This window comes from Agrobacterium larrymoorei, assembly GCF_005145045.1.
Taxonomy (GTDB): Bacteria; Pseudomonadota; Alphaproteobacteria; order Rhizobiales; family Rhizobiaceae; genus Agrobacterium; species Agrobacterium larrymoorei.
Map to the genome: position 1 here is coordinate 2,842,128 of NZ_CP039691.1, position 21,746 is coordinate 2,863,873.

At 58.1% G+C, this 21,746-nt stretch carries 20 protein-coding genes and 1 tRNA gene; 12 read left to right on the forward strand and 9 right to left on the reverse strand.

The window, feature by feature from the left end; translation table 11 throughout:
* Window positions 1–19 precede the first annotated feature (19 nt).
* Window positions 20–1,054, reverse strand: a complete 1,035-nt coding sequence (locus CFBP5473_RS13740; RefSeq protein WP_027676011.1) for a substrate-binding domain-containing protein — start codon at window positions 1,052–1,054, stop codon at window positions 20–22.
* Window positions 1,055–1,269: 215 nt separating this feature from the next.
* On the reverse strand, window positions 1,270–2,532 hold the full coding sequence (gene phoR / locus CFBP5473_RS13745) for a phosphate regulon sensor histidine kinase PhoR (RefSeq protein WP_413228965.1): 1,263 nt from the start codon (window positions 2,530–2,532) through the stop codon (window positions 1,270–1,272).
* 228 nt (window positions 2,533–2,760) lie between these two features.
* Here phoR and ppk2 point away from each other — a divergent pair, with 228 nt between their 5' ends.
* On the forward strand, window positions 2,761–3,642 hold the full coding sequence (gene ppk2 / locus CFBP5473_RS13750; RefSeq protein WP_027676009.1) for a polyphosphate kinase 2: 882 nt from the start codon (window positions 2,761–2,763) through the stop codon (window positions 3,640–3,642).
* A 274-nt stretch (window positions 3,643–3,916) separates the two neighbouring features.
* On the opposite strand, the gene CFBP5473_RS13755 is transcribed toward ppk2, so the two are convergent.
* Window positions 3,917–5,131 carry a hypothetical protein gene (locus CFBP5473_RS13755; protein ID WP_027676008.1) on the reverse strand — a complete coding sequence of 405 codons (1,215 nt, stop codon included), beginning with the start codon at window positions 5,129–5,131 and terminating at the stop codon, window positions 3,917–3,919.
* A 307-nt stretch (window positions 5,132–5,438) separates the two neighbouring features.
* Here CFBP5473_RS13755 and CFBP5473_RS13760 point away from each other — a divergent pair, with 307 nt between their 5' ends.
* The 3 genes from CFBP5473_RS13760 to CFBP5473_RS13770 all read left to right on the forward strand — a co-directional run bounded on the left by CFBP5473_RS13760 (window position 5,439) and on the right by CFBP5473_RS13770 (window position 7,997).
* Window positions 5,439–6,398, forward strand: coding sequence for an NAD(P)H-dependent flavin oxidoreductase (locus CFBP5473_RS13760; protein ID WP_027676007.1), 960 nt, complete (start codon window positions 5,439–5,441; stop codon window positions 6,396–6,398).
* A gap of 127 nt (window positions 6,399–6,525) precedes the next feature.
* Window positions 6,526–6,601, forward strand: a tRNA-Thr gene (locus CFBP5473_RS13765).
* A 220-nt stretch (window positions 6,602–6,821) separates the two neighbouring features.
* A complete protein-coding gene (locus CFBP5473_RS13770; protein WP_084631690.1) occupies window positions 6,822–7,997 on the forward strand; it encodes a Fic family protein in 1,176 nt (391 codons plus the stop codon).
* A 48-nt stretch (window positions 7,998–8,045) separates the two neighbouring features.
* Here CFBP5473_RS13770 and CFBP5473_RS25090 read toward each other — a convergent pair whose 3' ends face one another.
* Together CFBP5473_RS25090 and rhaI are read right to left on the reverse strand one after the other, a co-directional pair.
* A complete protein-coding gene (locus CFBP5473_RS25090) occupies window positions 8,046–8,207 on the reverse strand; it encodes a hypothetical protein (protein WP_157835804.1) in 162 nt (53 codons plus the stop codon).
* A 248-nt stretch (window positions 8,208–8,455) separates the two neighbouring features.
* The gene (gene rhaI / locus CFBP5473_RS13775) at window positions 8,456–9,748 is read right to left on the reverse strand and encodes an L-rhamnose catabolism isomerase (RefSeq protein ID WP_027676006.1); all 1,293 of its coding nucleotides are present in this window, start codon (window positions 9,746–9,748) and stop codon (window positions 8,456–8,458) included.
* A gap of 90 nt (window positions 9,749–9,838) precedes the next feature.
* Here rhaI and CFBP5473_RS13780 point away from each other — a divergent pair, with 90 nt between their 5' ends.
* Window positions 9,839–9,997 carry a YqaE/Pmp3 family membrane protein gene (locus CFBP5473_RS13780; protein ID WP_037171141.1) on the forward strand — a complete coding sequence of 53 codons (159 nt, stop codon included), beginning with the start codon at window positions 9,839–9,841 and terminating at the stop codon, window positions 9,995–9,997.
* Window positions 9,998–10,135: 138 nt separating this feature from the next.
* Here the strand turns inward: CFBP5473_RS13780 and CFBP5473_RS13785 are convergent, their stop codons facing one another.
* Window positions 10,136–12,229: a bifunctional rhamnulose-1-phosphate aldolase/short-chain dehydrogenase gene (locus CFBP5473_RS13785; protein ID WP_037171167.1), complete on the reverse strand. Its 2,094-nt coding sequence runs from the start codon at window positions 12,227–12,229 to the stop codon at window positions 10,136–10,138.
* Between the two features lie 199 nt (window positions 12,230–12,428).
* Between CFBP5473_RS13785 and CFBP5473_RS13790 the strand changes: the two genes are divergently transcribed.
* From CFBP5473_RS13790 to CFBP5473_RS13820, 7 genes are all read left to right on the forward strand, one after another.
* Entirely contained in the window at window positions 12,429–13,256 is an 828-nt protein-coding gene (locus CFBP5473_RS13790; protein ID WP_027676004.1) for a DeoR/GlpR family DNA-binding transcription regulator, read from the forward strand.
* Between the two features lie 42 nt (window positions 13,257–13,298).
* Window positions 13,299–14,309 carry a rhamnose ABC transporter substrate-binding protein gene (gene rhaS, locus CFBP5473_RS13795; RefSeq protein WP_027676003.1) on the forward strand — a complete coding sequence of 337 codons (1,011 nt, stop codon included), beginning with the start codon at window positions 13,299–13,301 and terminating at the stop codon, window positions 14,307–14,309.
* Window positions 14,310–14,527: 218 nt separating this feature from the next.
* The gene (locus CFBP5473_RS13800; RefSeq protein ID WP_027676002.1) at window positions 14,528–16,057 is read left to right on the forward strand and encodes a sugar ABC transporter ATP-binding protein; all 1,530 of its coding nucleotides are present in this window, start codon (window positions 14,528–14,530) and stop codon (window positions 16,055–16,057) included.
* Window positions 16,058–16,085: 28 nt separating this feature from the next.
* Window positions 16,086–17,087 carry an ABC transporter permease gene (locus CFBP5473_RS13805; protein WP_027676001.1) on the forward strand — a complete coding sequence of 334 codons (1,002 nt, stop codon included), beginning with the start codon at window positions 16,086–16,088 and terminating at the stop codon, window positions 17,085–17,087.
* A gap of 2 nt (window positions 17,088–17,089) precedes the next feature.
* Window positions 17,090–18,094 carry an ABC transporter permease gene (locus CFBP5473_RS13810; RefSeq protein ID WP_106389425.1) on the forward strand — a complete coding sequence of 335 codons (1,005 nt, stop codon included), beginning with the start codon at window positions 17,090–17,092 and terminating at the stop codon, window positions 18,092–18,094.
* A 2-nt stretch (window positions 18,095–18,096) separates the two neighbouring features.
* On the forward strand, window positions 18,097–18,420 hold the full coding sequence (rhaM, locus tag CFBP5473_RS13815; RefSeq protein WP_027675999.1) for an L-rhamnose mutarotase: 324 nt from the start codon (window positions 18,097–18,099) through the stop codon (window positions 18,418–18,420).
* On the forward strand, window positions 18,417–19,808 hold the full coding sequence (locus CFBP5473_RS13820; protein ID WP_027675998.1) for an FGGY-family carbohydrate kinase: 1,392 nt from the start codon (window positions 18,417–18,419) through the stop codon (window positions 19,806–19,808). The genes rhaM and CFBP5473_RS13820 overlap by 4 nt, the downstream gene beginning before the upstream one ends.
* Here the strand turns inward: CFBP5473_RS13820 and CFBP5473_RS13825 are convergent.
* From CFBP5473_RS13825 to CFBP5473_RS13835, 3 genes are all read right to left on the reverse strand, one after another.
* Window positions 19,793–20,194 carry a DUF2177 family protein gene (locus tag CFBP5473_RS13825; RefSeq protein WP_328703241.1) on the reverse strand — a complete coding sequence of 134 codons (402 nt, stop codon included), beginning with the start codon at window positions 20,192–20,194 and terminating at the stop codon, window positions 19,793–19,795. The two genes, CFBP5473_RS13820 and CFBP5473_RS13825, sit on opposite strands and share 16 nt — an antisense overlap.
* Window positions 20,195–20,357: 163 nt before the next feature.
* Complete coding sequence (locus CFBP5473_RS13830; RefSeq protein ID WP_027675996.1) at window positions 20,358–21,017, reverse strand: ChrR family anti-sigma-E factor; 660 nt, start codon at window positions 21,015–21,017, stop codon at window positions 20,358–20,360.
* Entirely contained in the window at window positions 21,014–21,583 is a 570-nt protein-coding gene (locus CFBP5473_RS13835; protein WP_051441311.1) for a sigma-70 family RNA polymerase sigma factor, read from the reverse strand. Before CFBP5473_RS13835 ends, CFBP5473_RS13830 begins: the two co-directional genes overlap by 4 nt.
* Window positions 21,584–21,746 lie beyond the last annotated feature (163 nt).

A 21,746-nucleotide genomic window follows, 5' to 3' on the forward strand; every position in this document is an offset into this window, starting at 1 on the left:
CTGCGCTTACCGGATATCATTACATGGTGGTGCCGGCTTCGAACTTGGCGCGGATTTCCTTGCGCTCAGCTTCTGGAGCAGCAACCAGGCCGTAGTTAGCCAGCGGAGAGTCAGGGCCGATCATTTCGTCGGACGTGAAGAACTCAACATATTCCTTCAGGCCAGGGATCACGCCGAGGTGAGCCTTCTTGACGTAGAAGAACAGCGGGCGAGAAACAGGGTACTTGCCGGAAGCAACGGTTTCCGTGGAAGGAACGACGCCGCTGACGGTTGCAACCTTCAGCTTGTCCTTGTTGTTTTCGTAGAAAGCGAGGCCGAATACGCCAACGCCGGTCTTGTTTGCAGCGATACGAGCAAGCGTTTCGGTGTAGTCGCCGTCGATGTCGACAGCAGCGCCGTCCTTGCGAACTGCGATGCACTTTGCAGCAGCCTGCTTGGCATCTGGAACCAGACCCTTGATCGCGTCGGTTGCCTTGGCTTCCTTGCAGCCGTCAGCCATGATCTTCTCTTCGAAGACTTCGCGCGTGCCGTGCTTGGAGCCAGGGATGTAGGCAGCGATTGCTACGTCCGGCAGTTCCTTGTTGATTTCGGACCACTTCTTGTAAGGGTTGGCAACGAGCTTGCCATCCTTGACGACTTCAGCGGCGAGACCGAGATACAGATCCTTAGGCTCGAGCTTCACGTCCTTGTTGGACGAGTCCATGGCGAAAACGATACCGTCATAGCCGATCTTGACTTCCTGAACGTCTGCAACGCCAGCGGACTTGCAAGCTGCAAGCTCATCAGCCTTGATTGGGCGCGAAGCGTTCGCGATGTCGATGGTGCCTTCACCAACGCCGGAGCAGAATGCCTTCAGACCACCGCCCGTGCCGCCGGACTCAACAACAGGAGCCTTGAAGTTCGGGAATGCTTCAGCGAAGCTTTCAGCAACGATCTTTGCGTAAGGCAGAACCGTGGAGGAACCGGCAACCTGGATCTGGTCGCGAGCAGAAGCGGCACCTGCGAAGGCAACGGAAGCCACCAGAGCTGCTGCGGACAATTTAACGATATTCATGTGACTCTCCCGTCGTGGGGCCCTTAAGGGCATTTGTGAACTCTGCCGGCAAGAGACTTACCCCTTAAGTCCTTTTCTGGACTGCCCCGGCGGCCTCTTCATAACCAGTCTTGCCACACCCTTTTATGTCACTTCGATGAAAGATTTGTGACATATCAACCTATTGGTTTAAAAGGAGAAATTAAGATGACACAAAACCACATGAGGGTTTTATGTCAAAAACGCACGGTGAAGTCCGTGCCCACATCGATTTCCGAGCGGATGATGAGGCGCGCGCGATGGCGGGTGAGGATATGCTTGACGATGGCAAGCCCCAACCCGGTGCCTTTTTTCGATCTGCTATCGGCGACGCTGACGCGATAAAAACGCTCCGTTAAGCGCGGAACATGCTCTGCGGGAATGCCCGGACCCTTGTCCAGCACGCTGACTTCGACCTGCTGGCCCGTTTCCGCGCGCAGGAAAACATCGACGGTTTTGCCATCCTGACCATATTTACAGGCATTCTCGACAAGGTTCTGGAACACCTGCACCAGCTCGTCCCGATCACCCGTTATCTCCACCGGACCCTCCGGCATATGGAGGTTGATCGCGACTTCGAGATCGCTGGCGAGCGGCAGAAGACTATCGCGGACATGGCCGAGAAGCGGCACCAGATCCACCTTCTGATCCGGCGCGATGTTGGCGCGAAGCTCCAGCCGCGACAGTGACATGAGGTCATCCACCAGACGGCTCATGCGGGTGGCCTGATCCAGCATGATGCCGAGGAAGCGCTCTCTCGCCTTCGGATCTTCCTTTGCCGGTCCCTGCATGGTTTCGATGAAGCCGCGCAGCGATGCGAGCGGCGTTCTGAGTTCATGGCTGGCATTGGCAACGAAATCGCTACGCATGCGGTCTATGCGGCGCAGATCCGAAATATCGCGGAAGGAGAGGATATAGAAAGGCGCACCTGCGGCCTGCGGCATATCCGCCGGTGCGATGCGGACGATGAAGACGCGCTCCGAAGGCAGCCGCTCCGAATGCTCCACCTGATTTGGCGTGCCGGTGGCGATGGTTTCGCGAATGACATCGAGAAGACCGGGAGAGCGCAGGCGACCGGAAATATGCGAGCCGACCGGAAGCGTGCCGAAGGCACGTTCGGCAGCGGTGTTTTCAAACAGCACGCTGGCATTCTGATCCAGAATGAAGACGGGCGTATCCAGCACGGCAAGCCCTGCGCGCACGCCTGCAATCAGCCCCGGATTGACGGCTTCCTGCGGCTCCGCCTCTACCTTCTGCTTCTTTTCCTCCCGGCTTTTTGCCGAGGAGCCGGTGTTGATGGAGAAGATGGCGACAATCGAGGCCAGCCACAGGGCAACCGGCAGATAGGGCGTGCGGAATTCCGTGAGCGCGACGACGGCAAGCATGGAGACGACGAGAACGGCAAGCCAGTTGCTGCGCATTCTGCGCCAATACCGCCGGAATGCACTATCTCCTTCCATGACTGCCATTGCCATTGCTTTCGCTGCCCGATCTGCTCATGTCCCAATCTCCCCCTCATAGACCCCTTTCATGACAGAGATTCTTCGCCCTGTCTTTTCCCTTGGTGAAGGCGCGAAGAATTATGTGGACAGAGCTAGGGAACGGAAGCGACCGTTTCGCTCTTGAAATCCATGTTCTTCAGGCTGAAGTTAGAGAAAGAAGCCGACGCGTTTCAAAAGGGAGAGATCATGAGCGAAACCGCCAAGGACCGGTCCGTCACACTGAAAATCGACGGCAAAGAGCGCGTCTTCAACATCGACGATCCGGTTCTGCCGGACTGGGTGGAGGACCAGAAGCTGACCTCCGGCGGGTTTCCCTATGACAAGAAGCTTGATCGCAAGGAATATGAGGAAGCGCTAGAGGCTTTGCAGGTTGAACTCGTCAAGGTGCAGTTCTGGCAGCAGGCCACCGGCCACCGCATCATCGCCCTTTTCGAAGGGCGCGACGCGGCTGGCAAGGGCGGCTCGATTGGCGCGGTGCGGGAATATCTGAACCCCCGCTATGCGCGCATCGTGGCGCTGACGAAGCCGACGGAAACAGAGCGCGGCCAATGGTATTTCCAGCGCTACATCGCGCATTTTCCGACGGCCGGAGAATTCGTGCTGTTCGACCGTTCCTGGTATAACCGCGCAGGCGTGGAGCCCGTGATGGGGTTCTGCACGCCGGACGAACACAAACGCTTCCTTAAGGAAGTGCCGCGGCTGGAAAAGATGCTGGTGCATGAGGGCGTGCACCTGTTCAAGTTCTATCTCGATATCGGCCAGGAAACCCAGCTCGAGCGCTTCCATGACCGGCGGCAAAGTCTGCTGAAATCCTGGAAGCTTTCCGACATGGACATCGCGGCACTCACCAAATGGGACGACTACACCGCAGCCCGCGACGAGATGCTGGACAAGACCAACATAGACGACGCCCCCTGGACCGTCATCCGCGCCAACGACAAACGCCGCCTGCGGCTGAACCTCATCCGCCATATTCTGACGTCTCTGGATTATGACGGTAAGGATAAAAAGGCGATTGGCGAGATAGATGACAAGATTTTGGGAAGCGGGCCTAAGTTTTTGAAGTGAGGTGGAGTTTAAAGCGTAACCCCTCTACCGAAAAAAATCTATGACTTAGCTGAAGCTAAGATCATGATTTTTCTTCCTCTCCCACCCCTTCGACAGGCTCAGGATGAGGTAGAGGTAGCCCCGCGGCACTGTTTCTCGTCCCATAACGCCTAAGAAGGCCGAGACGGTGAGGCAAATTTTCCTCTCCCCTTGTGGGAGAGGATAGAAAACCTCGACTTCGCAGAGCGAAGTCCTAGGTGTTCTTGGTGAGGGGTTTTTGCCACGCGGTCTCCCCTCACTCCCCCGGCAAAATCCTGACCGAATAGAGATTGATCGGGCGCGCGCTGCCGTCGATATCGCTGTTGATGAGGATGCGGCCCGGGGTGTTGGGAGCCATGGCGCGGTCGAAATTGACGTTGATCAGCATATCCGCGCGCTCCTGCGTGGCGGTGAAGCGGTGGCGGGAGCAATCTCCGAGGCTGCCGAAATCACAGGCGACGGAGACCTGGGTCTGGCGGTCGCTGGCCGATTGCAGGGTGATGGCGATGGTGGAGGATTTTCCGGCCATTTCGCGTAGCACGTCCACGGGAACGGCGATGGCGATATTGCCGCCCTGTTCCGCCGTGCGGGAGGTGACGCGCACGGCCTTTCCGCCGCCGGTGACGACATCTTCGACGCCTGCAAGCGAACCGGGCTGAAGCCCGGCATTGCCGCGTTCGGCATTATAGACTTCCTGCCAGTCCGAGGAGAAACCGCGACCGGCCGACAGCGTTGGCTCCGGCGTTGCCTCATGGCCGTTGAAATCTTCCGACTGCACCTGTGGCGGCGGGTTCGGCACGCTGGTATCGCGATCCGCCGGGCTGAGCAGCAAGCCGGAACTATAGACCCACCATGCGCCCAAGGCGATGAAAGCCAGAAAGGTGAACCAGATGAAAAGACGGGTGATGATGCCCCTCTTGCGGCGCGCCTTTGCAGCGCGCTCCGGCTTGAAGGCAAGCGAAGACGCTTCGAATGACGGCCCGGCAGACGATGTCATGTTGCGAAGCGCGTCATCGGAGCGCTCGACGCGGAAATCATCCATGCTCGGGGCTGGCTGCGGCGCAACATGACCGCGCTTCTCGCTGCGCAATTCGGGCTCCACCGCCATGGCGGCCTCATCGACATCATCCTCGTGCCGACGCTCTGGCGCGACGGAGGGGGCGGCGGACGAATCGGCGGGTCGCTGGGTTTGCTGTGGCACGGGCGGAGGGGGCGTTCGGGCAGCTTCGCGGCGGACGTGATCTTCCACCACATCCAGAAGCCGGTTGCGCTCTTCCGTTTCGATGGCGTGGATGAGGCCTTCGAGACGCTGGCGCTGCTGGGCAACCACATTCGGATCGTCTACGCCCTGCTTGCGCAGCCCCGCTTCCAGCGCCTGCCGGGAAGACTGGTAAATGCGCGCGCGCACCTCGGCATTCGATCTATCCGATTTTTCGAGGGCATTCCTGATTGCCGTTTCCAGTCCGCTCACTCTCGGTCCTTCTTTCTCGAGGCCGCGCGAGGCCGCTGTCTCGCCATGCTGTTTACGATTCGGTAACGTTTAGCGCGCGCAACCGCAAGCCACCTCGCCCGTAAAGCGCAGATTGGCTTGGGGAAAACGTCACCACTATGGCGAGGCGGGAACGAAGTGTCTGCAAACGGACAGCGAAGCGGCATGGCGGTATCGGCGTTCCAGCGCAAAAGGGTTTGCGACGTTCATCGAACTTTTTCGCTTTTCAAGCTCTGCCCGCTTCGCTACATCTTACGTGCGCGTAAACGTCAATTCTGTGGGAGGAACCATGCTGCCGTCCATTCTCAAGGACAATCTTCGTCTGCCGGTCATCGCATCGCCGCTTTTCATCATTTCGCACCCCGAATTGACGCTGGCGCAGTGCAAGGCGGGCGTCGTGGGTGCGTTCCCCGCCCTCAATGCGCGGCCCGAAAGCCAGCTGGACGAATGGCTGGCCATGATGACCGAAGAACTGGCAGCACACAATGCGGCAAACCCGGACCGCCCGGCGGCGCCCTTTGCCGTGAACCAGATCGTGCACATGTCCAACAAGCGGCTGGAACATGATCTGGGGCTGTGCGTGAAATACAAGGTGCCGATCGTGATTTCGTCTCTCGGTGCGGTGCCGGAGGTCAACGCCGCGATCCATTCCTATGGCGGCATCGTTCTGCATGACGTCATCAACAACCGCCACGCCAACTCCGCTATTCGCAAGGGCGCGGATGGCCTGATCGCGGTTGCGACCGGCGCTGGCGGCCACGCGGGAACGCTGTCTCCGTTTGCGCTGGTGCAGGAAATCCGCGAATGGTTCGATGGGCCTCTGCTTCTTGCGGGCGCGATTGCCAATGGCGGCGCGATCCTTGCGGCACAGGCCATGGGCGCGGACATGGCCTATATCGGCTCACCCTTCATCGCCACGACGGAAGCCCGCGCTACCGATGCCCATAAGCAGGCCATCGTCGATGCGCAGGCCAATGACATTGTTTACTCCAACTATTTTACCGGCGTGCACGGCAACTACCTGAAAGCCTCGATCCTCGCCTCAGGCATGGACCCAGACAACCTGCCCGTGGCCGACCCCTCCAAGATGGACTTCGCCGCCGCCTCGACCGGCGCAAAGGCATGGAAAGACATTTGGGGCGCGGGCCAAGGCGTGGGCGCGGTGAAAGCCGTAGAACCCGTGTCCGCTCTGGTCGACCGGCTGGCCGCGGAATATCAAAGCGCAAAAGCCCGCCTGCTCAACCTTTGACGCGTCGGGACGCGCAGCAGGCGGGGAAAATTTCAAGAAGCCGAATTTGAACACTTGAAATCCTCCGCCAATGGCTGTATCAGCCCGCCATACGCCACGCCGAAGCCTTATTCGGCGCAACGGCCAGGCCGCTTTAGCTCAGTTGGTAGAGCACGTCATTCGTAATGACGGGGTCACGTGTTCGAGTCACGTAAGCGGCACCATTTCCTTTGAAATCAAAAACTTCCGTTGCACAAGAGGCCAAGTTATCATCGCTGGTGACAACGTATTTCAGCATCTCGATTTGCTAATGGTCTCAATATTTAGAGGATCACGGAGTTAATCGTCAACATGCTGATTCGACAGCTATAAGGTCTCATTCTCACTTTATAGCTAAACCCGATTTTGCTATAAGGTTGGTTCAAACCTTATAGGAAGCTATAAATGCACCGTTCATCGTTTACATCTAACGAAACAGGTATCTTGGTCCCGACTATCCAGAACCAGTATGCGTTTGTCCCTGCACCTCTCCCTCCTCCGTTGGATTTTGCGACTATTGCAACATGCGTCGGAGAAGCGCTTCAAAAATTGGGCGAATTGAAAGGCGCATGTAGGCGTCTCACCAACCCTTACATTCTTGTCCGCCCTTTACAGCGAAACGAAGCGCTCACATCATCAGCGATGGAAGGAACCTTCACCACGGACAGTCATCTACTCCTAGCGGAAGCGGGTCTGGAAACAGACAGCGACGACTCTACAAGAGAAGTAGTTAACTATCTAAACGCGTTGAATGCCTCGCTTGAGATGTTAGCATCCCTTCCTATCTCTCACCGAGTAATAAAAAAAGGCCATGAAATTCTTTTAAGTGGACTCAGTTCTACTCGTGGCGCGCAAAAGCGACCGGGAGAATATAAAAGGGATCAAAACTGGATTGGCGGCCGTACTATTGACGGCGCTCGGTATGTCCCTCCACCGCCAGCAGAAACTCAAAAATGCATGGATGACCTTGAAGCCTATCTTAATCGAGATACGGAAGCATCTGCTTTCAAAAAACTTATCGATTTAGCGCTCGTTCATTATCAAATAGAAGCCATTCATCCGTTTGCTGACGGCAATGGAAGAATGGGTAGAATGCTCATTTCACTGATGGCCGTGCATAATGGTCTGCTAGACATGCCAATCTTATATATTAGCCCCGCGATGGAGCATCATAAAGATGAATATATAGACAGAATGTTCAATGTCTCAGCAAAAGGCGAATGGGCGTCTTGGATTCACTTTTTTTGCGAACGTATTTGCGAAACATGCACCAGCGTTATCGTCGCTATCGATCGAATTATCTCACTCCATGAAAACTTTAGAGCACTCGCATCCAAATCCAGTCGCTCTTCAAATCCGTTGATTATAATCGATTCTCTTTTTGAGAGACCTGTGATTACAGTTAGTGAAGCAGCAGAGAAACTAAACGTGACCTATGCAGCAGCAAAGGGAACAATCGATAAACTAATCGAACTCGGTATAGTAGAGGAACTACCTGGGCTCTACCCGAAGGCATATTATTCACCAACCATCATGCATGTAAGTCGACCGGACCCTCTAACGGAGGCCGAAGTGCGTTGAAGGCATCAACGGGTTGGTGGCATTCCAGTAATGTAGTCGATTACTAAATTACTGCTGCTGTGGCACCGTTCTCGGTATCAGCGAGCCATCCTGCGTCTGGGGCGCGAGTTGGATTTTGTCGTCGAAGAGGACGATGCTCAGGACGAGGCCGATCAGGACGCATAAGAGTGCGACGAAGATCAGTCCGGCTTTGTCTATCGGCTTTCTCATGAGCGCTAACATAGACGTGAATGTGGAGATGGTGGGGCGAAACTCACAATCTCTTACCGGCAGACATATTTGGTTACAGAAGGGTGAAGGCGCATCGGTTCGCATGCTGGTTTGTTAATGGTTTTGACGCGAGTTCGACGTCATTCTCGCCCGAGATGAATGTCCATAGCTGCGTGGTTCGTGGATCCTCGGGTCAAACCCGAGGACGACGGTGGGTGGGGTTATCGTAGCGTGCATCTTACCAAGGTTTAGATGATGCCGCCGCTGCCAGCCTTGGATTCGGGGCGCTCGGAAGCGACCTTTGCGCGGTAGCCGCTGGCGCGGTAGGTGGCGATGGGGTCTATGGCGGCGTTGGCGCGTTTGCGGGCTTCGGCCAAAATGGGTTCCACGTCGGTTCGGTACGCGCGTTTCAGTGTGTCGGATGCCATGAGGGCATCGTTTTCCTGCTGGAAGCTTTCAAGCGCGGTGCGGTCCACCAGCAGGGCTTGAGCGTAGGCGCGGCGGATTTCGTTGGCGCTGGAGATCAGGCTTTCGATAGGGTCGGTCACGTTGTGTGACTGGTCGATCATGTGGGCGGGGTGGAAGCCTTTTACGCCGCGATGGTCCGCATCCACCAGCTCATTGAAGACGAGGAAGAGGCGGTAGGGTTCGATTGCGCCCGCATCCAGATCGTCGTCGCCATATTTGCTGTCGTTGAAATGAAAACCGCCGAGCTTGCCGAACTGGATGAGGCGGGCGACGATCATTTCGATGTTGGTGTTGGGCGCGTGGTGGCCGAGATCTACGAGGCAGAAGGCCTTTTCGCCGAGCGTGTTGGCGATGAGGTAGTTCGTGCCCCAATCCTGCACCACCGTCGAGTAGAAGGCAGGCTCGTACATCTTGTGTTCGGAGAAGATGCGCCAGTCATCCGGCAGCGCCTTGTAGATTTGCGCCATGCCATCGAGATAGCGCTCGAAGCTTCTGGTGAAATTGCTCTGGCCGGGGAAGTTGGAGCCATCGCCGATCCACACGGTCAGTGCTTTCGAGCCAAGCGCGTTGCCGATCTCGATACATTCGATGTTATGTTCGACCGCCTGTTGGCGCGTGGCGGCATCGGTGTGGCTGAGCGAGCCGTATTTGTAGGAATGCTTCTGGTCCGCGCTGTCCGAAAAGGTGTTGGAATTCATGGCGTCGAAGCCGAGGCCGAGCGCGCTTGCGTGCGACTTTAGGCGCGCCGGGTCTTGCTTGTCCCATGGAATATGGAGCGAGACGGTGGGTGTTGCGGCGGTCAGTTGGTTGATGACGGCGCAATCATCCAGCTTGTCGAAAATGCCGCGTGGCTCGCCTTTACCGGGGAAGCGGGCAAAGCGCGTGCCGCCGGTGCCGACGCCCCAGGACGGGACCGCGACGAAGAATTCGGAGACTTTGCGTGTGATCGCATCTATATCGATGTTGCGGCGGGACAGGTGCTCGCCCAGCGCCGCGTAATCCGCGCTGTGGGCTTTTTCACGCTGTTCGTTTTCGTGGGCGACGATATCCGCCGCAATCCTCAATTCCGTCATCTCTTCCTCCCTTTGCTCCACGCTGTCATTGAACCATTCCCGCCCTCTTCACGTTACTGGCACGGTAACAATCAGACGGGATTATCAATCGTGGACGTCATTCGCATTCTTCTCGCCATCATCCTGCCGCCGGTCGGCGTGTTTTTGCAGGTTGGCCTCGGTCTTCATTTCTGGCTCAATATTCTTTTGACGCTGTGCGGCTATCTGCCCGGCATCATTCATGCGATTTGGGTTATTCTGCGTAAGTAGACACTTACTCCGCTCCCCGTTGCCGTCATCCTCGGGCTTGACCCGAGGATCCACTACCGATGGATTGGGTAGGCTTGGATGGATCCTCGGGTCAAGCCCGAGGATGACGGGTGGAGGAATGGTCTCCGCCACTCTCCCTCACCGCGTAAAGCTCTGCGCATTCCCCGCATCGACATTGATAATATTGCCGGTAGACTTTGCCGATACGTCCGAGGCCAGGAAGTAGATCGCCTCCGCTATATCCTCCGGGAACACGTTCAGCTTCAGCATGGAGCGCTTGCGGTAATGTTCCTCGAGATCGTCCACCTCGATCTTAGAGGACGCCGCACGCTGCTCGCGCCACTCGCCGTTCCAGATTTTCGAGCCACGCAGAACCGCATCCGGGTTGACCGTGTTGACGCGGATGCCGGCGTCTGCGCCTTCCAGTGCGAGGCAGCGGGCGAGATGGATTTCCGCGGCCTTTGCCGTGCAATAGGCGGATGCGTTGGGCGAAGAAGCAAGGCCGTTCTTGGAGGCAACGAAGACGACGTTGCCGCCGAGCTTCTGGCGGCGGAACAGGCGGAAGGCTTCGCGCGAGACGAGGAAATAACCTGTCGCGAGAATGTCGATATTCTTGTTCCACATGGCAAGCGTGGTATCTTCCACCGGCGCGGATGAGGCGATGCCTGCGTTGGAGACGAGGATATCGACGCCGCCGAATTCGACGCTGGCCTCGGTGAATGCGGAAAGGACCGCATCTTCCTTGGTCACGTCCAGCTTCACGGTGCGGACGGCATCGGTGCTGTAACGCTTTTCGAAATCGCCCTTGGTCGTTTCCAGAGCGCCCTCATCGATATCGGCCAGCACGACGCAGGCGCCTTCGCTTGCCAAGCGCTCCGCCGTGGCGCGACCGATGCCACCGGCACCGCCGGTGATGAAGGCGACGCGGCCTGCGAGGCTCTTGGGCTTGGGCATACGTTGAAGCTTCGCCTCTTCCAGCAGCCAGTATTCGATATCGAAAGCTTCCTGTTCGGGAAGGCCCTGATATTCGGACACGGTGGAAGCGCCACGCATGACGTTGATGGCGTTGACGTAGAACTCACCGGCGATGCGGGCCGTCGCCTTGTCCTTGGCGAAGGAGAACATGCCAACGCCGGGGATGAGGAAGATGACGGGATTAGGATCGCGGATTTTCGGCGAATTATCGTGTTTGCAACTCTCGTAATAGCGAGTGTAATCGGCGCGGTAGTCCTCCAGCGCCTTGTCCAGACCGGCGAGCAGCGCATCCACATCCGGCTTGGATGTGTCGAGATCGAGGATCAGCGGGCGGATTTTGGTGCGCAGAAAGTGGTCCGGGCAGGAGGTGCCGAGGCTGCCTAGCGGTTTCAACTGCGCGGAGTTGACGAATTCCAGCACGGCATCCTGATCATCGAAATGGCCGAGCTTGCGCTCATCGCGGCCAATGCGGCCACGGATTTCCGGCATCAGGCGGGCGGCGATGGCGCGGCGCTCTTCCTGCGGCAACGTCTTGGCGACAGCACCGCCGAAGATGGTCTTGCCTTCGGTTTCCCTGGCAAACCACTCTATGGCCTTGTTGATGATGGCGAGCGTCAGTTCGTAGCACTTTTTCGCGTCATTATCCCAGGTGAAGAGGCCGTGGCTTTCCAGCACGACGCCCTTGGCGTTGGGGTTGGCTTTCACGAAGGCTTCGAGATCGAGACCCAGCTGGAAGCCGGGGCGACGCCATGGTAGCCAGCCGATGTCCTCACCGAAAATCTGTTGCGTCAGTTCCTTCGAATTCTTCGAAGCGGCGATGGCGATGATCGCATCCGGGTGCATGTGATCGACATGATCGAAAGGGACGAAACCATGCAAAGGTGTGTCGATGGAGGCGGCGCGCGGGTTGAGATTGAAGGTGCAATGGGGCAAGAAGCCGACCATGCGGTCTTCATCTTCCACACCCTTGTAGATGCCCTTCAGCGCTTCCAGCTTTTCCATGTAGAGCGTGGCAAAGCCATCCAGCTTGATGGTGCCGACATCACCGCCGGAACCCTTGACCCACATGACGCGGACCTTTTCGCCCGTCAGCGGATCGGTTTCCAGTACCTTGGCGGAGGTGTTGCCACCGCCGTAATTGGTGATGCGCTTGTCTGCGCCCAGCAGGTTGGAGCGATAGAGCAGCTTTCCCGGCTCGTTCAGCTTTGCCGCGTAAGCATCGTCCCAGCGGTTTTCGAGAAGACGGGATTGTCCCATCGCGATATCCTCCCACATCGATTGCTGCGGATTTCGAATGAACCCGCCTCCCTTGATGTGCAGGTATCGCGCATTCAAAAGCGCAATGTCAATCATAAACGATCATAATTTTTCATTGTGCGGCGCAACATTAAACAATTTGATCGTTCTTGATTGACAACATAAGAAGTTTGCGAAAGATTGCGAGCAGGAGGACCCCATGCACGAGAGCGAACGCCATCGCATTATCCTAAGCGCCGTACAGGAAAAGCCTGTGGTGACGGTACAGGATATTGCCGAATTGACGGATGCGTCCGAGGCGACGATCCGGCGCGATATCGCATCTCTGCACGTTCAGGGAAAGCTGCGCCGCGTGCGTGGCGGAGCCGAAGCGGTGCACCCGCCGCAGCTTGGGAATCTCGCGGCACGCCCGTTCCGCGTGTCGGAATCGGTCAATATCGACAAGAAACGCGCAATTGCACGCAAGGCGGTGGACCTTTGCGAAGAGGGTGACGCCATCATCATCAATGGCGGCACCACGACGTTCCAGATGGTGCATTACATGTCTGCGCGGCGCTTGCAGGTAATGACAAATTCGTTTGCGATTGCCGAACATCTGGTGAAGCATTCCAAGTGCAATGTCAGTGTGCCGGGCGGGGCGATCTATCGCGACCAGAGCCTGATCCTGTCGCCTTTCGAGAATGACGCGATCCGTAATTTTTATGCGCGGCGCATCTTCATCGGCGCGCAGGGTGTGGGCGCACTCGGCATCATGGAATCGGACGCGCTGGTGATCCAGAGCGAGCAAAAGCTGATGCGGCAGGCGGAAGAGCTGATCGTGATGATCGACAGCTCCAAGTTCCGCAAACGCTCAAGCCTCATCCTGACGCCACTGGAAACGGTTTCGACCATCATTACCGATGAGGATATTTCAGACGAGGCGGCGCGCATGGTGGAAGCCGCTGGCGTGACGCTGGTCATTGCCGGGGCGACAGCTTCGCAGGCGGGAAGACCGCCGACAGAGGAGGATTCCGCTTCGGTTGCTTGAGGAGCACCGGGGGGAAGAGTTTCAAACGGGAGGAAAAAGGGAATGAAACTTACACGCAGAAAATTGACACAAGCGCTGGCCCTTAGTGTTGCGATCGGCGTAGCAGGCTTCGGCGGCATGGCGCAGGCCAAGGACATGAAGATCGCGCTGGTCGTCAAGTCGCTCGGCAACGGCTTCTTCGAGGCGGCCAATAAAGGCGCGCAGGAAGCAGCAAAAGAACTTGGCGGCGTAGAAATCATCTATACCGGCCCGACCACCACCACCGCCGAAGGCCAGATCGAAGTGATCAATTCGCTGATCGCTCAAGGCGTAGATGCAATCGCCATCTCCGCCAACGACCCGGATGCGGTCGTGCCTGCCCTGAAGAAGGCCGCGCAGCGCGGCATCAAGGTTATTTCCTGGGATTCGGGTGTAGCGCCTGAAGGCCGTATTCTTCAGCTCAACCCTTCTTCCAACGCCCTGATCGGCAAGATGTGCCTGCAGCTGGCGGCAGACCATCTGGAAGGCGGCAAGGGTGATTTCGCCATTCTGTCTGCCACCACCACCTCCACGAACCAGAATATCTGGATCGATGAGATGAAGAAGCAGCTGAAGGACTTCCCCGGCCTCAACCTCGTAACCACGGTTTACGGTGACGATCTGGCCGACAAGAGCTACCGCGAAGCGCAGGGCCTGCTCACCTCGCAGCCGAATGTAAAGGTTATCGTTGCCCCGACCACAGTCGGCGTTCTGGCCGCCTCTCAGGCGGTGAAGGATGCGGGCAAAATCGGTCAGGTCTTCGTCACGGGTCTCGGGCTTCCTTCGGAAATGGCGGGCGCGATCAAGTCCGGTGCAACGAAGGAATTCGCCATCTGGAACCCGATCGACCTCGGCTACTCCGCCACCCAGATCGCCTATCATCTCGTGAAGGGCGATGCCGATGGTAAGCCCGGTTCGGAAATCGAAGCCGGTCGCATGGGCAAGATCAAGGTCGGTGAAAACAGCGAAGCGGCCATGGCTGATCCGTTCGTTTACGATGCGAAGAACATCGATCAGTTTTCGAAGATTTTCTGATTGTTGACGAGTGCCTCACTGACCGCGTTGATGAGGCACTCTCACTCACCCCACCCTCGGCGTCATCCTCGGGCTTGACCCGAGGATCCATTGACGTCGCAGCTGTGGATACGGGGATGGATCCTCGGGTCAGGCCGAGGATGACGTCGAGTGTGTGGGCTTCACCTACTCCAAAGTGAGCCTCTGGATTTCTGAAAATGACGATGGCTGTAGAACAAATGACCGATGCGACAGCGCCTTACGCACAGGCAATGGGAAGTTCAGCTCCCATTCTGGAAATGCGCGGCATCAGCCAGATTTTCCCCGGCGTCAAAGCGCTGGATGGCGTCGACATCCGGCTCTATCCTGGCAAGGTCACGGCGCTCATCGGCGAAAACGGTGCGGGGAAATCCACGCTGGTCAAAATCCTGACCGGCATTTACCGGCCCAATGAGGGCGAAATCCTGCTGGATGGGCAGCCGGTGAATTTTCACAGCGCGCAGGATGCCATCGATGCGGGCGTGACGGCGATCCATCAGGAAACGGTGCTGTTCGATGAGTTGTCGGTGGGCGAAAACATATTCCTCGGCCATGCGCCGAAGGGTAAATTCGGGCTGATCGACTGGAAGACGATCAACGAGAAATCGCGGGCGCTGCTGGAACGGCTGGAAAGCAAGATCGACCCGACGATACGGCTGAAGGATTTGTCGATTGCGCAGCGGCATCTGGTGGCGATTGCGCGCGCGCTATCGGTGGAAGCGCGCATCGTCATCATGGACGAGCCGACGGCGGCGCTGTCGCGCAAGGAAATCGATGACCTGTTCCGCATTGTCGAGAACCTGAAACGGCAGGGCAAGGCGATCCTTTTCATCAGCCACAAATTCGATGAGGTCTACGAAATCGCCGAGAATTATGCCGTCTTCCGCGATGGGCGGATGGTGGGTGCGGGCGAGCTTGCCGCCACGCCGCAGAACGAGATCGTGCGGTTGATGGTGGGTCGCGATGTGAAGGATGCTTTTCCCAAGCAGAGCGTGAACATTGGCGGCACGGTGCTGTCGATCCGAGATTACAGCCATGAGACGGAGTTTCGTGGCATTTCGCTCGATCTGCGCAAGGGGGAAATTCTGGGGCTCTACGGGCTGATCGGCGCGGGGCGCTCGGAGCTTTGCCAGTCGCTGTTCGGCATCACTCGGCCAGCCTCCGGCACGCTGGCGCTGGACGGGCAGACGATTTCCATCCGCTCGCCGGAAGATGCGATCCGGGCGGGCATCGTCTATGTGCCGGAAGAGCGCGGGCGTCATGGGCTGGCGCTGGAGATGCCGATTTACCAGAACATGTCGCTGCCTTCGCTGGCCCGAACATCGCGAAAAGGCTTTCTGAAGGCTGCGGAAGAGTTTGCACTGGCGCGCAAATATGCCTCGCGGCTCGATCTTCGCGCCGCCGCCTTGTCCGTGCCGGTGGGCACGCTGTCTGGTGGCAACCAGCAGAAGGTGGTGATCGGCAAGTGGCTGGCGACGCAGCCGAAGGTGATCATTCTGGACGAGCCGACCAAGGGCATCGATATTGGCTCCAAGGCTGCCGTCCATGGTTTCATCAGCGAGTTGGCGGCGGAGGGGCTGTCGATCATCATGATTTCATCAGAACTGCCGGAAATTCTCGGCATGTCCGACCGCGCCATCGTGATGCGCGAAGGGCTGATGGCGGGCACGTTCGAGCGGGCGGAATTTTCACCGGAAAAGCTGGTGCGCGCCGCCACAGGAAACGCGTGATTTGGCAATGCGTGGGGGGGCCTAAGCCATGAAAACACTTTTGAAAAACCGCGAATGGCTGCTGGCAGGCATCATCGTTTTGCTGATCATCGGCTTTTCGCTGCGTTCTCCGGGCTTCGAGCGCCCGGCAAATCTCGTCAATATTTTCAACGATACGTCGATCCTGATCATTCTGGCACTGGGCCAGATGACGGTGATCCTGACGAAATCCATCGATCTTTCCGTTGCCGCCAATCTCGCCTTTACCGGCATGGCGGTGGCGATGACGAATGCGGCCTTTCCCGGTATTCCCCTGCCCTTTCTGATCGTCATGGCCGTCGCCATCGGCGCGTTTCTAGGGTCCATCAACGGTATTCTCGTCTGGTGGCTAGGCCTGCCCTCCATCGTGGTGACGTTGGGAACGCTAACGATCTATCGCGGCATGGCCTTCGTTCTCTCTGGCGGGGCATGGGTGAATGCACACCAAATGTCGCCGACCTTTCTCAACGTGCCGCGAACGCCGATCCTTGGAATGCCGGTGCTTTCATGGGTGGCGATCCTCATCATTGCGGGTGCCTGGCTGGTTTTGAGCCGCACATCCTTCGGGCGCTCGGCCTATGCGTCTGGCGGCAATCCGAGTGCGGCGGTCTATGCGGGTATCGATGTGGGGCGCACGCGGTTTCTGGCCTTCGTGCTGTCTGGCGCGCTGGCCGGGCTCGCGAGCTATCTCTGGGTCTCGCGCTATGCGGTGGCTTATGTGGATATCGCAGCCGGGTTCGAGCTGGATAGTGTCGCGGCGAATGTGATCGGCGGCATTTCGATTGCGGGTGGCATCGGCTCGGTTCTGGGTGCGGTGCTGGGCGCGCTGTTGCTCGGCGTCATCAAGAATGCGCTGCCGGTTATCGGCATTTCACCCTTTGCGCAGATGGCGATTTCCGGCGTCGTCATTGTGCTGGCCGTGGTGTTCAATGCGCGGGCCGAAGCCAAGAAGGGCCGCATCATTCTGCGGGATAGAGCGGCCACCGAAGAGACGAAGGAGGCCGCGGCATGAGCATGGTACACCCTGAAACGCAAGCGACAGCCCGCATCATTCCCGACAAGCTCGGCACGCCTTTCCGCCGTGTGATGGCAAGCTGGGAAGTGCTTTTGCTGGGCGTCGCGATCCTGATCTTCATCATCAATTCCTTCGCCTCGCCTTACTTCCTCAACGCCTTCAATCTTTCCGACGCGACCTTCAACTTTACCGAAAAGGCGTTGATTGCCTTTGCCATGGCGCTGCTGATCATCGCCGGAGAAATCGATCTTTCGGTGGCGGCCATTATCGCGCTTGCCTCCACCGCCATGGGCTATGCGGTGCAGATGGGTGTGGGAACGCCGGGACTGGTCGCTATCGGCATCGGTGTCGGGCTTGCCTGCGGTGCGTTCAACGGCTTTCTCGTGGCCGGGCTGAAGCTGCCCTCCATCGTCGTCACCATCGGCACGATGAGCCTGTTTCGCGGCATTTCCTATATGGTTCTGGGCGATCAGGCCTTCGGGAAATATCCGGCGGATTTCGCTTACTTCGGACAGGGTTACGTGTTCTGGGTGATCTCCTTCGAATTCGTCCTCTTCGTCGTCATGGCGGTGATCTTCGCCATCCTGCTGCATGCAACGAATTTCGGGCGGCAGGTCTATGTCATCGGCAACAATCCTTTTGCCGCCCGCTTTTCCGGCATTCCGGTGGAGCGCGTGAAGTTCATTCTGTTTTTGCTGACGGGTCTGATAAGCGGCATTGCCGCCGTTTGCCTCACCTCGCGGCTCGGCTCCACGCGACCTTCCATCGCGCAAGGTTGGGAACTGGAGGTCGTGACGATGGTGGTGCTGGGCGGCGTATCTATCCTTGGCGGTTCCGGCACCATAGGCGGCGTGGTGATTGCGGCCTTCGTGATGGGGCTTGTGACCTTCGGGCTGGGGCTTCTCAACGTGCCGGGCATCGTCATGTCGATCTTCGTCGGCCTGCTTCTGATCATCACCATCGCCATTCCAATCGTCGTTCGCCGCCTGCGGGCCATGAGGTAAACATGCCGGAACTTGAGAAACATGCCTTCAAGATGAAGCTCTTTGCGGGCAGGCAGGCCGAGTACAAAAAGCGTCATGACGAGATCTGGCCGGAGCTGGTGGCGCTGCTGCATGAGGCTGGGGTGAGCGATTATTCCATCCATCTCGACCCCGAAACCAATATCCTCTTCGGCGTGCTGACACGCCCCAAGAACCACGGCATGGCGGCGCTGCCCGAGCATCCGGTGATGAAACGCTGGTGGGCGCACATGGCCGACATCATGGAAAGCAACCCGGACAATTCCCCGGTCGCGACCGATCTCGTCACGCTGTTTCATCTGCCATGAGCGAAGCCATCCGCAACGTCGCCGTCATCGATATCGGCAAGACGCACGCCAAGCTGATCGTGGTGGATGGCGCAAGCGGCGAGGAGCTTGCATCCCTCAGAACCGCCAACCGGGTTCTGAGCGGCCCGCCCTACCCGCATTACGATATAGACGCTCTGTGGAATTTCATTCTGGAAGGGCTGACTGCTTTCTCGCAAGCGCCCGGCTATCAGGCGATTTCGATCACGACCCATGGTGCGAGTGCCGCGCTGATCGATGCTGCGGGCGCGTTGGCGCTGCCGGTTCTGGATTACGAGCATGCCTACCCGCTGGATATCCAGAAGAATTATGCCGAATTGCGGCCAGCCTTTCGCGAAACCTATTCACCGGGTCTGCCCATCGGGCTCAATCTTGGCGCACAGCTGCATTATCAGAAGAGCGCTTTTCACGATGCCTTTGCGCATGTCTCGGCCATTCTCACCTATCCGCAATATTGGGCCTATCGGCTGACCGGCATCAAAGCCAGTGAGGCTACGTCGCTCGGGTGCCATACGGACCTTTGGCGGCCGGATGCGGGCGTGTTTTCGAGCCTGCCGAAACGGCTGGGCATCGACGGACTGTTCCCGCAGGTGCGGTCGGCTTTCGATAGGCTCGGGCCGGTCTTGCCGGAGATTGCAGGGCAGATCGGAATTGGCAGCGACATGCCGGTCTATTGCGGCCTGCATGATTCCAATGCATCGCTGCTGCCGCATCTGATGGTACGGGAAGGTTCCTTCGCCGTCGTTTCCACCGGAACATGGGTCGTCTGTTTCGGCGTCGGCGCTTCGCTGGAAAAGCTGGACCCGGCACGCGATACGCTGGTCAATGTCGATGCTTTCGGCAAGCCTGTACCTTCGGCCCGCTTCATGGGTGGGCGCGAGTTCGAAATATTGACCTCTGGCATTGGTCCGGTCTCGCCGGATGCGCTCGAGCGGGCGTGTGAGCGTGTCGTGATGGAAGGGATCATCTATCTTCCGAGCGCAGTCGATGGTTCGGGGCCGTTTCCGGGGAAAGCCGGGTACTGGCTACGTGAGCCAAGAGACGATGCGGAGCGGTATGTCGCGGCTTGCCTCTATGCGGCGATGATGACGGGCACATGCCTCGATCTGGTGGGGAATTCCGGACCTGCCATCATCGAAGGGCCTTTTGCTGGGAACCTTGTTTATGCGGGCGCACTGGCCGCCGTGACGGGTGCGGAAGTTCTGGTCGCGGATGGAAAAAGCCCTTCCGGCACGGCGCTGGGCGCAGCGCTTCTCGCCACCCGCCATGCCCCACGTCAGTCTTACCATCCGGTAAAGCCGCTTGCGGGATTATCGGACTATCACGTAAAATGGCGCGGCATGGTGGACGCCGTTCAGATGAAGGCCTGAGTGAGGAAGAAACCAGCAATGGCGGCACCGCCGGTCAGCACCGTGCCCCAGATGATATCCACGACGCAAAGACGCCAGGTCCAGCCCTTTAGGGTCGAGAGGTTGGTCATGTCGTAGGTGCCATAGGCGAGGAAGCCGAAGATGGCGCCGGAAAGGAGTGCTTCACCAGCATTTCCATCCCGCAGCGCGGGCGCAACGGCGAAATAGACGATACCGGCAATGTAGAAGAGGTAGAAGATACCTGCTGCAACGAAATTCGGCTTTGCCAGCATGAGACCGCCGATCTCCCGCTTGTAGAAGTTGACCGCGAGTTTCGACAGCCAGATGAAGTCTATGCCGAAGAAGACGATGGCTGTGGTGATGTAGGCGATGAGGAGTTGCATCATATGTGTTTCCTTCTTCACCGCCTTCATTCCCGTGCCTGTCACGGGAATCCAGCTGGCTCGCGTCTGCGAGGCGAGATTAGTCTTTTCAGCCCAATGACTTGGGCTGGCTGGATTCCTGTCACGAGGACAGGAATGAGGGAGCGTAGAGAACGCCTATCACCCCTCAAATCCCCAAAACCGGCTGGACCAGCCGCACGATCCAGCTTTTGAACTTGAGCGGTGCGTCCGTGACCGCGAGACAGATGCAGTCTTCCCCCTCGCCTGCGATCGGCTGGTGGGTCAGGTCTTCATCCGCCTCTTCGAAATCGCCGCGGTGGAAAACGTCGTCGCCATCGCGGAAGCAGCCGGAAAGGACAACAGTGAGTTCGCGACCGCCATGGGTGTGTTCCGGCACCGGCTTGCCCGCAGGGATGCGGAGCAGGCGAACCTGCGCTTCACCATCGCGCGTCGGGATGGGGAAATGGTAGGCACCGGGGCCGAGTGGTTTCCATTTCAACTTGTCCACATCACCGCCCGCATAGGAGCGGAGGGGTTCGGGCAGGACGGACATTCTCACGTCGGAAGACGAAGCCGTGGCTGGTTTTGGCGATGGTGTTTCGCGAAGACGGGCCTTCATCGATTGCCACTGGTCGTCGGAAACCTCTTCTGCTGGGCCAATCTCGCTTAGAAGCGCGCCACCTGCCATTTCCATGGCGGCGAGACGCTTGCGGCAAGCGGGGCAGAGCGCCAGATGCGTGGCGACGGCCAAGCTCCAGCTTTCGGCCAGGCTGCCGGATGCGTAATCCAGCAGCAATTCGTCGCTCATGTGGTGCTGAATATTCATGTGCGTGACTCCAGCGCCGTGCGGAGTTTCGCGAATGCCAGCCGGATGCGCGATTTGACCGTGCCAATAGGAAGGCCAAGCTGCTGCGCAATGACGCTATGGGATTTCTCTTCGAAGAAGGAGCGCTTCAGCAGGTCCCGCTGCTCGGGCGGCAGTTCCGCCAGTGCGCGGTGCAGGCGCTCGGCATCCTGAACCTCTTCCATCTGCGCATCCGCAGGCGGCGCGTCATCGGCCACGAAGGCCGGGTCGTTCATGTCGAATTCCGGGCGCTTGTCGCGACGATGCGCATCAATTCTCAAGTTTCGGGCTATTCTGAAAATCCAGGCGGAGACATTGCCCCGCGCCGGATCGAAGAGGGCGGCCTTGTTCCAGACCGTCATCATGGTTTCCTGCATCAGTTCCTCGGCGGCCTGTGCATCGCGCACCTGCCGTAACATGTAGACCCGCACGCGTGGCCCGAAATATCGAAAGACTGTTTCGAATGCTTCGACACTTCGATCCGAAGCAATCGCTCTCAGCAGGCCGGGGAGTTCGACCTCGATATTGTTCTGGACCGTTTCACCCATGCGGATCGGCTTTATCCTGCTTCCATGCTTTTTCCGGGCAACGGGCTCTTGCCCGTTACTGCTAATATAGTGGCACGACGCCGTAGCTATGGAAACGTTTATTGTCATGACCACGATTACGGGTCGATAATTCCGGTGGATCACCAAAAGTACGGTAGATGAC

Coding starts and splice junctions, on each gene's coding strand:
- CFBP5473_RS13740 (WP_027676011.1), bottom strand. CDS start 1,054: ATGAATATCGTTAAATTGTCCGCAGCAGCTCTGGTGGCTTCCGTTGCC.
- phoR (WP_413228965.1), bottom strand. CDS start 2,532: ATGGAAGGAGATAGTGCATTCCGGCGGTATTGGCGCAGAATGCGCAGC.
- ppk2 (WP_027676009.1), top strand. CDS start 2,761: ATGAGCGAAACCGCCAAGGACCGGTCCGTCACACTGAAAATCGACGGC.
- CFBP5473_RS13760 (WP_027676007.1), top strand. CDS start 5,439: ATGCTGCCGTCCATTCTCAAGGACAATCTTCGTCTGCCGGTCATCGCA.
- CFBP5473_RS13770 (WP_084631690.1), top strand. CDS start 6,822: ATGCACCGTTCATCGTTTACATCTAACGAAACAGGTATCTTGGTCCCG.
- CFBP5473_RS25090 (WP_157835804.1), bottom strand. CDS start 8,207: ATGAGAAAGCCGATAGACAAAGCCGGACTGATCTTCGTCGCACTCTTA.
- rhaI (WP_027676006.1), bottom strand. CDS start 9,748: ATGACGGAATTGAGGATTGCGGCGGATATCGTCGCCCACGAAAACGAA.
- CFBP5473_RS13785 (WP_037171167.1), bottom strand. CDS start 12,229: ATGGGACAATCCCGTCTTCTCGAAAACCGCTGGGACGATGCTTACGCG.
- CFBP5473_RS13790 (WP_027676004.1), top strand. CDS start 12,429: ATGCACGAGAGCGAACGCCATCGCATTATCCTAAGCGCCGTACAGGAA.
- rhaS (WP_027676003.1), top strand. CDS start 13,299: ATGAAACTTACACGCAGAAAATTGACACAAGCGCTGGCCCTTAGTGTT.
- CFBP5473_RS13800 (WP_027676002.1), top strand. CDS start 14,528: ATGACCGATGCGACAGCGCCTTACGCACAGGCAATGGGAAGTTCAGCT.
- CFBP5473_RS13805 (WP_027676001.1), top strand. CDS start 16,086: ATGAAAACACTTTTGAAAAACCGCGAATGGCTGCTGGCAGGCATCATC.
- CFBP5473_RS13810 (WP_106389425.1), top strand. CDS start 17,090: ATGGTACACCCTGAAACGCAAGCGACAGCCCGCATCATTCCCGACAAG.
- rhaM (WP_027675999.1), top strand. CDS start 18,097: ATGCCGGAACTTGAGAAACATGCCTTCAAGATGAAGCTCTTTGCGGGC.
- CFBP5473_RS13820 (WP_027675998.1), top strand. CDS start 18,417: ATGAGCGAAGCCATCCGCAACGTCGCCGTCATCGATATCGGCAAGACG.
- CFBP5473_RS13825 (WP_328703241.1), bottom strand. CDS start 20,194: ATGATGCAACTCCTCATCGCCTACATCACCACAGCCATCGTCTTCTTC.
- CFBP5473_RS13830 (WP_027675996.1), bottom strand. CDS start 21,017: ATGAATATTCAGCACCACATGAGCGACGAATTGCTGCTGGATTACGCA.
- CFBP5473_RS13835 (WP_051441311.1), bottom strand. CDS start 21,583: ATGGGTGAAACGGTCCAGAACAATATCGAGGTCGAACTCCCCGGCCTG.